Source organism: Fundidesulfovibrio sp., from assembly GCF_058402725.1.
Map to the genome: position 1 here is coordinate 1 of NZ_JBZVFJ010000113.1, position 12,990 is coordinate 12,990.

Consider the following 12,990-nt stretch of genomic DNA (forward strand, 5'->3'; position numbering starts at 1 on the left):
CCGCCAGCGTCCGAGGCGCTGGCGAAGGGCGAGGCCCCAGGTTCGGCGCGCGGATCGTCCGGGTCTGCCGCGAGGGGTTGGCGCACGGCGGCGCACCGTGAAGCGAACCGCGCGCCGCCGACGGCGGGCGCATCCCAGGAGGGCCTGGGCTCGGCTGCCGCCTGGGCCTGGAGGGCGGGCGTGAGGCCGCCGGAAACCGTCTCGCGCAGTTCGGTGAAGCACTCGCGGGGCAGCTCGCGCACGAAGAGGCTGGGCATGGCGGGCTGCGAGCCCCCGCCCGCGCGGTTGTAGACCGTGCCGGGCACGTAGAGGGTCAGCGAGTCCTTGGCGCGGGTGCAGGCCACGTAGAGCAGGCGGCGCTCCTCCTCCAGGTCTTCCGGGCGGGCCAGGGCGTGGCGCGAGGGGAACCGCTCGTCCACCAGGTCCAGGATGAGCACGGCGGGCCACTCCAGGCCCTTGGCCGAGTGCACGGTGGAGAGCACCACGGCGTCTTCGCGCACGCCCTTGCGCTCCTCCTCGGGGTTCTCCAGGGCCAGGTCGGCCAGGAAGGCCTCCAGGTGGGCGTAGGAGGCCGCGATCTGGGAGAGCTGTTCGAGACCGGCCAGGCGGCGGGGGTAGTCCTCGGGGTGGAGCCTGGTGAGCGTGGGCGTGTAGAAGACCACCGAGCGCTCCAGGAGCGAGGCCGGGCCGCCCGGATCGGCGCGCAGCTCCTCCAGGAAGGAGAACAGGGAGTCGAGCCCCGGGTTCTTGCGGCGCTGGGCGTCCAGGGCCTGGAAGTCGCCCTCGCGCGCGGCCGCCGCGATCTTGAGGGCCGTCTTCTCGCCCACCTTGTCCACCAGCACGAGCACGCGCTTCCAGGCCACCACGTCGCGGGGGTTGTGCACCACGCGCAGGAAGGCCACGGCGTCCTTCACGTGGGCCGCCTCGGAAAAGCGCAGGCCTCCGTACTTCTGGAAGGGGACGCCCTCCTTGTTCAGGGCCAGCTCCAGCGCGTAGGACTGGTATCCCGCCCGGAAGAGCACGGCGATCTCGCAGGGCAGGTGCTCGCGCCGGAGTTCCCGGATGCGCCGCACGGCCAGCTGGGCCTGGGTCTGGTCGGAATAGGCCTTGACCACCTCGGGCCTGGGGCCGTCCAGGCGCTCGGAGAAGAGATTCTTGTCGAAGCGGTCCTTGGCCTGACGCAGCACGGCGTTGGTGAGGTCCAGGATGGGCTGGGTGGAGCGGTAGTTCTGCTCCAGGCGCACCACGCGCGTGCCGGGGTAGATGCGCGGAAAGGAGAGGATGTTCTCCACGTTGGCCCCCCGGAAGGCGTAGATGGACTGGGCGTCGTCGCCCACGGCCATCACGTTGCCGCGCTCCCCGGCCAGAAGCTTCACGAGGCGGGCCTGCACGAGGTTGGTGTCCTGGTATTCGTCCACCATGAGGTAGCGGTGGCGTTCGCGCAGGCGCTCCAGGAGCGCGGCGTCGCGTGTGAGGGCCTCCTCCAGGGTGAAGAGCATGTCGTCGTAGTCCAGGAGCCCGTGGCCCCGCTTGTAGCGCTCGAAGCCGAGGGCGATCTCCTCCAGGGCGGCCGCGTGGGGCAGGAGCTGGTAGGACTCGCGCGAGAGGATCTCCGGGATGGGCAGCTCCTTGTTGCGGCTCTTGCTGATGAGCTCCAGCACGAAGCCCTTCTTGGGGAAGCTCTTGTCGCCCTTGCCCGCGCCCAGCTCCGCGATCACGTGGCCCAGGGCCTCCTCGGCGTCGCCCCGGTCCATGATGGTCAGGCTCCCGGCGTGTCCCGAGGCCTCGGGATGGCGGCGCAGGGTGGCGAAGGAGAAGGCGTGGAACGTGCCGCCCTGCACGCCGCCCAGGGCCATGCCCAGCAGCCGCTCGGCCCGGGCGAGCATCTCCGCGGCGGCCTTTCGCGTGAAGGTGAGCAGGAGGATCGACGAGGGCTCCACGCCCTGGCTCACCAGCCGGGCCAGGCGGTAGACCAGGGTGCGCGTCTTGCCCGAGCCCGCCCCGGCGATGACCAGCACGGGACCTTCGGTGGCGGTGACGGCCTCCAGCTGGGCGGGATTGAGCCGTGCGGCGAAGTCGATGGGCATGGGCTAGGGCTCCAGGCCGAAGTGGGCGAAGAGTTGGCGGCCGGCCCCGCTCACGCGCCCTGGAGCGCTGGCGGCCGAGTCGAAGAAGAAGGCGTCCCCTGCCGTGTGGCAGCCCGCGCGGCCGTAGAAGCCGGAAAGCTCCGTGCGGTCGAACTTGCCCGTGAGCGAGAAGCCCGGGTTGGGCTCGCAGACCAGGTCCGGGGCCTTGAACGCCAGGGGACCGGAATAGATGTCCCGGGGCTCGTGCACGGCGGCCATGACCCTCTCCCCGTCCACGGTCAGCTCCTCCAGCCCGGCCTTGATCTCGGCGCGCAGCTTGTCGGCCACGTACTGGTGGAAAACGCCCCGTGCGAAGCGCTCCTTGCAGTTGATGTAGACGCGCCCCGGGTCCAGGGCGAAGGCGGCGGTCTGGTGCGGTGCGATGACGGAGCTGTCGTACTCGCCCGCGCCCTTTTCGCGCAGGGTGAGCAGGCCCTTCTGCATGAGCCAGACGTTCAAATCCACCTCGGCCTTGCAGGCGGTGAAGCCGTGGTCGGCCAGGACCACCAGGCGTTTTGGCTCCGGCAGGGCGTCGTAGCGATCGAGCAACAGGCCGACCACGCGGTCCCACTCGGCCATGAACTCCATGAAAGGCCCGTGCAGGGCGTGCAGGGGTTGGGCCACGGCGGGATAGAAGAAGTGGAAGATGCGGTCGGTTTCGGTGAGCACGAGCATGAAGAGGTCCCATGCGAGGTCCGGCCAGAAGAGGTCCAGGGCCTTGACGCGGGAGCGCAGCGTGGCGCGGGCCTGGGCCAGCAGGTAGTCGGGGTCGGATGCGCCGCGCGTGGTGTCGGCTTCGAGCACGTAGCCCTCCCCGGCCAGGATGGAGGCCAGGAAAGGGGGATGGACGGCCTTTTGCAGATCGTGCGCCACGAATCCGGCCACGAGCATGCCCGGGATGGGCCGGGCGGGGTAGGCCCCGGGGAGGTTGATCACCTTGGAGGTGAGCCCCTTTTCGCCCATGCGCTCGAAGAGCGTGGGCGCGGCGATGGCCGAGGAATCGGTGAGCGAGAGGGCGTAGGCGGCGGGGTCGATGCGCGAGAAGCCGAAGACGCCGTGGCCGCCGGGGTCCCTGCCGGTGACGAGGCTGGCCCAGTTGACGGGCGAGAGCTCGGGCAGTTCGGCGCGCAGCGCGCGGGCGTTGGGCGAGAGCGCCACGCGGGCGAGGTTGGGGAGCTTCCCGGCCCGGCAGAGGTCCTGCGCGAGGCTGAAAGGCAGTCCGTCGAGCCCCAGGATGACCAGGCGGTTGCGATGGTGTTGCATGCGCCGGTCATACCAGCAGGCGAGCCCGGGGCCAAGGGGCGCGATTGACGTACGGGCGGCCCGGAAGCTAGGAAAGCGGACCCTCGTGCCCGAGTGGTGGAATTGGTAGACGCCAGGGACTTAAAATCCCTTGATCCGAAAGGGTCGTGCCGGTTCGAGTCCGGCCTCGGGCACCATATTGAACAGGCTACGAGCTACTGAAACGCTACCACACTGTCCGTCGCAACGCTGGTGCGGGACTCAGTGCGGGACTTTTCGCGAGCACGCTCAAAGGCCATGATCGCTTCCTGCTCGGATTGACCGATGCTGTGCAGGTGGAATTCCGTCGTCGTCCGGTTCTCATGGCCAAGAATCCGCTGAATTGATCCCATGGGAATGTTCAGCGAGTCCATGATGCTCGCTCCAGCATGCCTGAGCGCGTGGAAAGTGAATGGCCTGTCTTCCGCCTTCTCACACAGAACCGACAGGAGTTTCTTCCGATGGCCGAATGGCCCCGAAACAAACCGCTTGGCCTGCTTGTCCCAGCACTTCAGCCAGAATGCCCATGGTTTTCCAGGGTCGCGCTCGGCGTACATTCGAGACGACACCTCGTACAACCGGCTGGTTGCGAAGCTCAGGGGTAGTTTCAGATAATCCCCGTGACTTCATTGACTGGCCACGGAATGGCTCGGCAGGGTGAATACCCTGCGGACTCATTGAGGCCATCGCCAACAAGTTGCATGACGGGCAAATTACAATCGAAACACGTGAGATTCAAATGCCCTGGCATGTTTACATCGTTACCTGCTCAGACGATACGCTGTATTGCGGGATTACGAGCGATATCCAGCGAAGGCTTGACGAGCACAATGGCATAATTCGGGGTGGCGCTAAATACACGAGAACTCGTCGTCCTGTTCAACTGGCTGCCAGCATTGGAGTGCAATCCAGGTCAGATGCTTGCAAGATTGAATGGTTAGTGAAACGCACGCCAAGGGAAATGAAGATTGAGTTTTTGAGAGAGATGGCTGCGAAGCCATTCGATTCAGACTGATGTGGATTCTGGCGAGTGGGGTCGGCCTGCGGCACATGCAACGCAGCCACCCGGGACAGCGCTCCACGGGCCACTGCACCCCAGGTTGCACCCCCCGGCCCCGCGATCCTGAGGGATGCCGGGCGGAAGTTGACCTGCTCGTCCGCTTCGCCGCACGCCGCGATGCACACTGGCCCTTTTCCCTTGAAGACTCCGGCATTTTCGTGTTGATCGCCGTTGCCCGTCTGTTCCCTCGCCGCACTCCGACATTGTCTGATTGTATTTACGCGTTTTCCTACCTTGCCAGCGCTTGAGCCCCCGATTAGGTATGGCGTCATTGGAGCAATGGAGCCCCCGGCGGTGCACTGTCCCGGCAGACCGACGCCCACCTTCCCGCCGGGAGCGCCCTGCGCGTAGGAAACGCCGCCACCACGCCAAGGAGATGCTCACGGCCATGCGCCCCTCGACGGTTTTGCCGCTGGTTTTGCTTCTGCTGCTGCCCCTGGTTTGGAGCCGGGCCGACGCAGCGTATCTGGAGGTGGGCGTCAAGCCGCCCGGCTGGCATCTGTCCGACGGCGAGGGCCGACAGTTCAGCCCCGGGCAGTTTCCGGGCAAGGTGGTGATCATAAGCCACCTGAGCCCGCACGACGCCGAAGCCAACACGGGCTTCAACGACGCGGTGAAACAGGCCGTACTGGAAGGCGCGCTGGATGAAGCCCGGCTGCAGGGCCTGGGTGTGGCCGACTGCGCCGCGAGCTGGATGCCGGACGCCCTCATCCGCTCCATCGGGCGGGCAAAAGCCAAGAAATACCAGGCTGTGGTTCTCTTCGACACAAACGCCACCGTGCGCACGCTCTGGGGCCTCACGGCCAAGACCCCCGTCACGGTGATCCTGGACAAACAGGGTTCCTGCCGCTTCGTGACCATGGAAAGGATCAAGCCGGAGTCCGCCGGACAGATCATCGGCCTGATCAGGAAGCTCCAAGACGAGTAACATCCAGCGCCGGTTAACAGGCCGAGAAATGGGACGGACATGACCACCCGGAACGTTCTTGCGCGCCCGTGCGCGACGTTTGCGCTCCTTGTTCTCTCGTTGCTGTTTGCCGGCAAGGCTTGCGCCCAGCAAACGCCCATCAACGCCGATGCGGACTGGTGCCTCGTGCTGGGCGCGTCCAGGACCTGGCCGTCCCTGGCCAGCGCCAACCGGGACATCCGCGACATCCAAAGGCAGCTTGCCTCCTACGGAGCGCCCATAGGCGCCCTGCCCACCTGGGCCGACACCCTCACCGGCAACGTAGGGGTCGGCCTGCAACGGCGGCTTCCGCTGCTGGACGGCAGGCTCTGGGCCGGCGTCTTCTTCTCCTACGCCGAAGGCCCCATCAGCAAGGCCGTGGGCCTCACGCCGTCCGCGTCCACGGGCGTGGCCCCAGGCGCACGCTTCGAGCAGGTCTACCGCTTCCAGGGCAATGAAGTGTTCCTGTTGGCCGACGTGCTCACCTTCAAGCGCGCCGTGTTCTCCGTCGGCGGGGGGGTCGGACTCAACTCCTTCTCCTCCTCCACGGACGTGGCGCTCTACGGGCCGGGATTCGCCACGGCCAGCCACACCCGGGCGGTGTTTTCCGACGTGAAGCCCTCGGCCTCGGTGCAAGCCGGGCTGGACATCCTGCTGACCAGACACGTGGCCGTGAACCTCACTGCGCGCTTCGTGTGGGGCACGTTCGAGGGGTCGAGCCCGGCGGCCACGGTCCTCTACTCCAACGGCATGGCCCTGCCCCAGGTGCAGCCCAAGAACGTCGTGGTGGACATAGGCGGCCCGAGCATCGGCATCTTTCTCAAGTGCTATTTATGACCCTTCCCGCCACGAACGCGACAGACCCGAGCCCGGCGACGCACTCCGCAAACCACCCGGAGAGCCCCTCCGAGCGGCGTTTCGTCACGGTCATGTTCGTGGACCTCTCCGGCTTCACGAGCATGTCCATGGAGTTGGACCCCGAAGCCTTGAACGCCTTGCTCAACGCCTACTTCGAAACGGCGATCCCCCTCATCGAAAGCGAGGGGGGATTCATCGACAAAATCATCGGCGACGGGATCATGGCCCTGTTCGGAGCCCCCACGGCCAACGTGGACGACCCTGCACGGGCGATGCGCGCCGCCCTGGCGATCGGCAACGCCTTCCGCAAGCTGCCCGCCCGCGATTCGCGCAAGCTCGACGTGCACATCGGGGTGAACACCGGGCTCGTGGTGGCGGGCCATTTCGGCGCAGGGGACAAGAAGCACTACAGCGTGCTGGGCGAAACCGTGAACGTCGCCGCGCGGCTGGAGTCGGCCAGCGGCGCCGGTCAGATCCTCGTCGGCCGCCAGACCTACCTGGAAACCAAGCACCTGTTCGATTTCGACCCCGTGGAGGGCCTGGAACTCAAAGGGATGGGCAAGGGATACACGGCCTATTCCCTTCGCGGACCGCGCGCGCCCTCGGTGCAGGAGGCCAAGCCGCGAGACCACGTTGTCCGCGCGGCCCAGGCGAAGGCGATGGGCTCCGCCCTGGAGGACCTGAAAATGGGCCGGGGCAGGCTGGCGCTGGTCACCGGGGAGGCCCTCACGGGCAAGAGTTCGCTGCTGGAATGGGCGCAGACGCAGGCTGCGGCCCTGTCCATCGCCTGCGTCACCGCATCCTGTCAGCCCGGCTACGATGCAACGCCTTACGCCCTGTTGCGCTCACTGCTGGAGAGCATCCTGGGCCAGCAGACAGACTCCGCGGACGCGCAGGCGGACGCAAACGCCCGCCGCCAGGCCCTGGACACCCTCTTGGGCCCTGGACATCTCCTAGAGGCGGCGCTCATCAAGGATTTCCTGGGCATCGCGCTCCCCCAGGATCGGGAGCGTCTGGAGGGCATCGACCCGGCCGACAGCGGACCGCTCTTCCTGCGCGGACTGAGGCTCTTTTTCCGCAAGGTGTTGGCCAACAGGCCGCTTTTCATCAGCGTGGACGACAGCCAGTGGCTGGACGAAGGCACCTGCCGCGCGCTCCTGCACATCACCACCGCATCCCCGGCCCCGGCCCTGCTCTTGGCATTCGCCAACCGCGGCGAAACCAACCGCCACCTCGCTTCCCTCATCAAGGATCACCGCTCCGAGACGGACTCCCCCCCCCTGGAACTGGCCCTCGGCATGTTCGACGCCCGGGAGACCGCGGAGCTGTGCCGCCTGCGCCTGGGGGGACCGGCCGCCCCGGAATTCGCGGAGCGTCTGCTGGCCTTCAGTTCCGGCAATCCCTACATCCTCGAACGCCTGTTGGCCTACCTCAAGGATGTGGGAGCGTGCGCGCTCAGCGACGGGGCCTGGACGCTGACCGACTCCAGCGCCCTGGACACCGTCACCCTCACGAACGACATCCACCGTCTGGTCATCTCCCAGGTGGACCGTCTCGACGGGAACAAGAAGGGCGTGCTGCGCCATGCCGCCATCATCGGGAGGACGTTTCCCTACACCATCCTCACGGCCATCCGCCAGGGCGACGGAGGGCTGGACAGGGATGTTCACGAACTGGAGTACATGGACATCCTGCTCTCCAACAGAGGCCAACCGCACAAGGAGTACCAGTTCAAGAGCCCCTTCCTGCACTCCGTGGTGTACGAAAGCCAGCTCATCAGCGTACGCAGGGATATCCACAACAGGATAGGCCTCCTCCTGGAATCGCCGGAAGGCCAGGCGTCCAACCCCTCCCTGGGCGTTCTGGCGTATCATTTCATCCGCGCCCAGAATCGCGAGAAAGCCACGCACTACCTGGAACTCCTGGGCGACTTCGCAGCGCGGTTCGCCAACGACGCGTCCTCCATCGAAATGTACCGCGCGGCCTACGACCTTTACCGCGAATCCTTCAAGGACCAGGCCGACAAGACCCTTGCCGCGCGCTTCGAGCGGAAAATCGGCGACGCCTATTGCCGTGCCGGGTTCAACGACGAGGGCCTGCGCCACCTGCACGCCGCCCAGGAGCACCTGGGCATGCCGCCACCGCGCTCCCAGGCGAGCCTGAACACAAGGCTGGGAGCGGAACTGCTGGGCCTGGGGTTGCGATTCCTCCGGCCCTGGAAGTCGTCAGGCGGTGGGAGCCGCTGCGGCGAGGCTCACTGCACCGAGATGATCCACGTCAAGGAGTCGCTGTGCTGGGTCTATTTTTTCCTAGATCCCAAACGCTACTTCCACGAAACACTGCACGCCGCCAGACTGTTTTCCGCCCATGGCCACAACGCCGGCCTGGCGCGCTCCTATGCGAGCCTGGGCACCATTTTCACCATCATCCGCCAGGACGGCCCCGCGCGGTTTTTCCTGAACAAGGCGCGCCAGTTGAGCGATGCCTTGGGAACGCCCAGCGTGGAGGCTCTGGTCTGGCTCTGCTGCGGAATATCCCACGACTACGGCTGCCGCTGGGAGGAGGCCCTGCGCCATTACGAGCACGCGCGCAGCACCGCCTGGGAGTGCGGCCGTCTGCTCGAGTGGGGCAGCGCCCTGGGGCTGGGCAGCAACATCGCGTTCCACCTCGGTCGGCTGGACCAGGGCAGGGAGATGTGCCGGGAGCTGCGCGCCCACGCCAAAGACAGCCGCTTCAAGCTGTTGCTGGCCTACGGGCTCACCGGCGAGGGAATTTATCTCAAGCTCACTGGGGAATGGGCCGCAGCCCTGGAACGTTTTCAGGAATCCAACCGGCACCTGTTGGCCATGCCCAACTATTATGTGTCGCTGTGGAACTCGTCGCACATGGCCGACTGCCTCATGGCCCTGGATCAGCCTGCTGCGTTGCGCGCCTGCCTGGAAGACGCCTCCGCCCTGGCCCACGACAACGGCCTGCGGGGGCTGTTCGTGGCCGTGCTGGCGCTCAAACGGCTCAAGGGAAGCAGATGGCTTCTGCGCCGCCACCCCGGGTTCGCCTTGTCCGCCCGCCACGGCCAGACGCCGCGCAGTCTGCTTGCCATGGGCCGACGGTATCCGGTCATCCTGCCGGAACTGCACCGCCTGGAAGCAGAGCGCCTGTGGGAAGCCGGACGCCGCAGGAAGGCCGCGAGCCACTGGGAGCAAAGCCTGCGCCGGGCCGAGGAACTGGACGACCTGCACAACCTCTGGACCACCCTTGCCGAACGGGGACGCCTTACGGGCGACCCGGCCGATGGAGAGAGGGCAGGCCAGGCCGAATCCCGCTGGAGGGCCAGGCATTCCGAGGGAGCGCCGCCCCCCCGCTCGTGAGGCGGCCCCGAGCGTCTTGCCCCTGTTTGAAGGGACCCGGCTCAAGGATTGGATCCTCCCCGCACGTCCCGGACGTCCCGCTCTCCCGCCAGGCATTCGCCCATCAGTTTATCCACGGTCCCGATGTGTTCGATCAGCCACTTGTGCAGGAACGCCGAAACCGCTTTGGGGTGGTTCTCCGGGGCATCGGACTCGAAGGCGATCGCCATCACGCGTTCGCTGAACAGTTCGTGTTCCCGAAGGTGATCCTGCATGTAACGGTAGCCCCGCTCCGTCATCAGCCGCTCCTCCGTTGCGAAGTGGCGTCTTGCGTAGAGGACAAGCCCGTCCGTGAGTTGCGACAACCTGCTGATGCCCTGGCGGCTTGCGATGGCCTGATCAAGTTCGTTGATCATTGCGATCAGCTCTTGATGCTGGGCGTCAACTTCAGGGATGCCTGTCTCGAGATCTTCAAACCAATAGATCGTCATAAGCATATATCTCCATTGATATCACTGAAAGACTTTCCTGTCGAAACCATCCGCCGTGGCACATCCGAAAGATAGAGTCCTTCCAAACTCTGCTAACAGACGCGAAAGGTTTTGCATAGCCGGTTTCAGATTCGAGCCCGGACACATCGGTGCAGCCGCGCACGGACAGGGGGCTCAACCTGACGGCCGTACGCTCTCGAGCGCGGCGCCCCTCCCGGAGGCAGGCGCCGCGAACCGCGCAGGGCCGCCCGTGCAGTTGAGCCCAAGGGGTTGACGCGCCCGCCCGATCGGCCCTAGTGCCCGATTGAGCAAACAAAGGAGTCCCGATGCAGAGCGCGCGCCTCGCCGTCACGGTTCTGGCCGACAACGAGGCCCGGGAGGGCTTCGCCTCCGAGCACGGCCTCTCGCTGTGGATCGAAGCCCCGGGCGGCAACGTGCTTTTCGACACGGGCGCGGGCAAGGCGCTGGAGGACAACGCGCGCAGGCTGGGCGTGGACCTCTCCCGGGCCGACGCCCTGGTCCTGAGCCACGGCCACTACGACCACACCGGAGGGCTGCCCCTGGCCCTTGCCGCAGCGGACCGGGTCCGCGTGCATCTTCGGCCCGAGGCCGTGCTGCCGCGCTACTGCGTGGAAGAAGGCAAGGCGCGTCCGGTGCACATGCCGCGCGAGGCCATGGAGGCCCTGGACGCCCTGGCCGGAGAGCGTCTGCACTGGGTTGAGCAACCCGTCCAGGCAGTGCCCGGGGTGTGGGTCAGCGGCCCGGTGCCCCGCCCCCACGGAGACATCGGCCCCGGATGGCCCTTCTTCCTGGATGCCGAGGGCCGCCGCCCGGACCCCATCGGGGACGACATGGCCCTGTGGACGGACACCCCCGAAGGCCTGGTGCTCGTGCTGGGCTGCTGCCACGCGGGCCTGGAGAACACCCTCGACACCCTGGAGGCCCGCGCGCCGGGCAGGCCGCTGCGCGCGGTCCTGGGGGGGATGCACCTGATGCACTCCGGCCCGGACGACATCGCCCGGGCCGTTGCGACCCTGCAAAGCCGCGCCCCGGCCCTGGTGGTCCCCCTGCACTGCACGGGCAAGGCCGCTTCGGAGGCGTTGTCGGAGGCCTTCGGGGAACGCTTCCGCCAGGGCCGCGCCGGGGAACGCCTGGAGTTCTGACCGCCGCCGGCTGTCGGCCCCGCACGATCTGCGGGCACAGAATACGGAGCCCCGGCTGCCCGGACTCCTTCCCGGAAGCAGGCAACCCCTCGGCCGCTCCCTTACCGCCGCTCTTTACCGCCGTCCCTCACCGCCGCCCCTTACCGTTGGACAAACAGGCCCATTGTGGTATCGAAACAATTGGCTGCCCCCGTACACCTGCAGACTGGCGGAATGAACTTGACGGTGACGGACGAACGATCCGATTCGGCGCAAAAAGCGTGCTTTTTGCCAAAAACGAGTAGACTACCCTTCGTGTTTCTGGAATATTGATCAAACTGGGACAACGCTCCCAAAACCGATTGACCACACCTATGGGAATCACCAGCGGCAGCACCCCGAGGAGAACGCCATGCTCAAGAACATGAACCTCACCACCAAGCTGGGCATCGGATTCTTCCTGCTCATCCTCTCCACCCTGTGCGTGGCCTATGTGGGCTGGAACGGGCTCAGGAACCTCGCCAGCCGCGCGGAGAAGTCCTCCCGCATGGCCGACATCGCCGAACAGACCCTCATGGCCCGTCTGGACATGCTCTACTACATCGACCAGCACGACGAAAAACGCCTGGAATCCCTGCGCAAGAACCTTCTTGAATCGCGCTCCACGGCCCAGGAGCTCAAGAACGTCTTCCTGGACGTCAAGAACCGCGAGAACATGGACGCGCTCCTGGCCGCCTCCACGGCTTACGAGGCGGGCCTCGGCAAGTTCCAGGAGGGCGAGAAGCTTCACGCCGAAACCCTCAAGACCCTCGTGGACGCCGCCTCCGCCGTGCTGCGCTCCACCGAACAACTGGACGCCAGGCTGCGGGACGCCGTCGCCAAGGCCACGGCCTCCAAGGACCTCGAAGGAGCGACAAGAATCCATGAACTGATCGGGCGCACGGACGAGTTGCTCCAGCAGTTCCTGCTCTCGCGCATCGAGGTGCTCTACTATCTCTGGCGCGAGGACAAGGGACGCATGGAGACCGCCAAGGGCATCCTGGACCGACTCGTGCCCTCGGCCAGGGAGCTGGCGGGCATGCTCACCGTCGCCGAGGAGAAGACCCTGGCCCTGGACATCGCCGCCAAGGCCGAAATCTACCGCACGCGCATGGACGGCTTCCTCAAGGCCGCCGAATCCAACGCCGGCGTCATGCGCGAGATGGCCGCCGTGGCCCAGAAGATCAGCGCCAGCGCAGACTCCTCCTTCCAGGACCAGAAGAAGAAGATGGAAGCCGAGTCCCAGGCGGCCAACACGACCAACATCGCCGTGGCCCTGGCCGCCATCGCCTTCGGCGTGCTCTTTGCCGTGTACATGATCCGCGTGCTGCGCTCGGGCATCAACACGGCCATCAGCGTGGCCAACACCGTGGCCACCGGCGACGTGAGCCGCGACGTGGCCTCCGACCGGGGCGACGAGATCGGCAGGCTCCTCCAGGCCATGCAGCACATGGTGGAGGCCGAGCGCACCGCCGCCGAACTGGCCACGCGCCTCGCCGCCGGGGACCTGCGCATCGAGGTGCGCCCCCGCTCCGACAAGGACTTGCTCCTGGCGTCCATGAAGGAGATGGTGGCCCGCCTCAACAGCGTGGTCCTGGAGGTCCAGTCCGGGGCCACCAACATGGCGGCGGGCAGCGAGCAGCTCTCGGCCTCGGCCCAGAGCCTCTCCCAGGCCACCACCGAGCAGGCGGCCGCCCTGG

The 12,990-nt window shown here is 66.5% G+C and carries 10 protein-coding genes and 1 tRNA gene; 7 read left to right on the plus strand and 4 right to left on the minus strand.

Annotation, left to right across the window (positions count from 1 at the left end; genetic code table 11):
• Window positions 1-2,087, minus strand: a 2,087-nt coding sequence (locus ACV4UX_RS13840; RefSeq protein ID WP_491593866.1) for an ATP-dependent helicase, incomplete at its 3' end; no start/stop codon positions are given.
• Between the two features lie 3 nt (window positions 2,088-2,090).
• Window positions 2,091-3,389: an alkaline phosphatase family protein gene (locus ACV4UX_RS13845; RefSeq protein WP_491593867.1), complete on the minus strand. Its 1,299-nt coding sequence runs from the start codon at window positions 3,387-3,389 to the stop codon at window positions 2,091-2,093.
• A gap of 87 nt (window positions 3,390-3,476) precedes the next feature.
• On the opposite strand from ACV4UX_RS13845, the gene ACV4UX_RS13850 reads away from it, so the two are divergent.
• Window positions 3,477-3,565, plus strand: a tRNA-Leu gene (locus tag ACV4UX_RS13850).
• An 18-nt stretch (window positions 3,566-3,583) separates the two neighbouring features.
• Here ACV4UX_RS13850 and ACV4UX_RS13855 read toward each other — a convergent pair.
• On the minus strand, window positions 3,584-3,964 hold the full coding sequence (locus ACV4UX_RS13855; RefSeq protein WP_491593868.1) for a tyrosine-type recombinase/integrase: 381 nt from the start codon (window positions 3,962-3,964) through the stop codon (window positions 3,584-3,586).
• Window positions 3,965-4,146: 182 nt separating this feature from the next.
• Here ACV4UX_RS13855 and ACV4UX_RS13860 point away from each other — a divergent pair, with 182 nt between their 5' ends.
• The 4 genes from ACV4UX_RS13860 to ACV4UX_RS13875 all read left to right on the plus strand — a co-directional run bounded on the left by ACV4UX_RS13860 (window position 4,147) and on the right by ACV4UX_RS13875 (window position 9,639).
• Complete coding sequence (locus tag ACV4UX_RS13860) at window positions 4,147-4,422, plus strand: GIY-YIG nuclease family protein (protein WP_491593869.1); 276 nt, start codon at window positions 4,147-4,149, stop codon at window positions 4,420-4,422.
• Window positions 4,423-4,855: 433 nt separating this feature from the next.
• Complete coding sequence (locus tag ACV4UX_RS13865) at window positions 4,856-5,395, plus strand: YtfJ family protein (protein ID WP_491593870.1); 540 nt, start codon at window positions 4,856-4,858, stop codon at window positions 5,393-5,395.
• A gap of 39 nt (window positions 5,396-5,434) precedes the next feature.
• Window positions 5,435-6,250 carry a hypothetical protein gene (locus ACV4UX_RS13870; RefSeq protein WP_491593871.1) on the plus strand — a complete coding sequence of 272 codons (816 nt, stop codon included), beginning with the start codon at window positions 5,435-5,437 and terminating at the stop codon, window positions 6,248-6,250.
• A 92-nt stretch (window positions 6,251-6,342) separates the two neighbouring features.
• Complete coding sequence (locus ACV4UX_RS13875; RefSeq protein WP_491593872.1) at window positions 6,343-9,639, plus strand: ATP-binding protein; 3,297 nt, start codon at window positions 6,343-6,345, stop codon at window positions 9,637-9,639.
• Window positions 9,640-9,680: 41 nt separating this feature from the next.
• Here the strand turns inward: ACV4UX_RS13875 and ACV4UX_RS13880 are convergent, their stop codons facing one another.
• Window positions 9,681-10,109 carry a bacteriohemerythrin gene (locus tag ACV4UX_RS13880; protein ID WP_491593873.1) on the minus strand — a complete coding sequence of 143 codons (429 nt, stop codon included), beginning with the start codon at window positions 10,107-10,109 and terminating at the stop codon, window positions 9,681-9,683.
• Between the two features lie 326 nt (window positions 10,110-10,435).
• On the opposite strand from ACV4UX_RS13880, the gene ACV4UX_RS13885 reads away from it, so the two are divergent.
• Entirely contained in the window at window positions 10,436-11,272 is an 837-nt protein-coding gene (locus ACV4UX_RS13885; protein WP_491593874.1) for an MBL fold metallo-hydrolase, read from the plus strand.
• Window positions 11,273-11,663: 391 nt separating this feature from the next.
• Window positions 11,664-12,990 (plus strand): methyl-accepting chemotaxis protein (locus tag ACV4UX_RS13890; protein ID WP_491593875.1); only part of this gene is annotated, 1,327 nt, incomplete at its 3' end.

Bases quoted from the DNA above. Each gene is read 5' to 3' on its own strand.
- ACV4UX_RS13845 (WP_491593867.1), bottom strand. From the start codon at position 3,389: ATGCAACACCATCGCAACCGCCTGGTCATCCTGGGGCTCGACGGACTG.
- ACV4UX_RS13855 (WP_491593868.1), bottom strand. From the start codon at position 3,964: ATGTACGCCGAGCGCGACCCTGGAAAACCATGGGCATTCTGGCTGAAG.
- ACV4UX_RS13860 (WP_491593869.1), top strand. From the start codon at position 4,147: ATGCCCTGGCATGTTTACATCGTTACCTGCTCAGACGATACGCTGTAT.
- ACV4UX_RS13865 (WP_491593870.1), top strand. From the start codon at position 4,856: ATGCGCCCCTCGACGGTTTTGCCGCTGGTTTTGCTTCTGCTGCTGCCC.
- ACV4UX_RS13870 (WP_491593871.1), top strand. From the start codon at position 5,435: ATGACCACCCGGAACGTTCTTGCGCGCCCGTGCGCGACGTTTGCGCTC.
- ACV4UX_RS13875 (WP_491593872.1), top strand. From the start codon at position 6,343: ATGTTCGTGGACCTCTCCGGCTTCACGAGCATGTCCATGGAGTTGGAC.
- ACV4UX_RS13880 (WP_491593873.1), bottom strand. From the start codon at position 10,109: ATGACGATCTATTGGTTTGAAGATCTCGAGACAGGCATCCCTGAAGTT.
- ACV4UX_RS13885 (WP_491593874.1), top strand. From the start codon at position 10,436: ATGCAGAGCGCGCGCCTCGCCGTCACGGTTCTGGCCGACAACGAGGCC.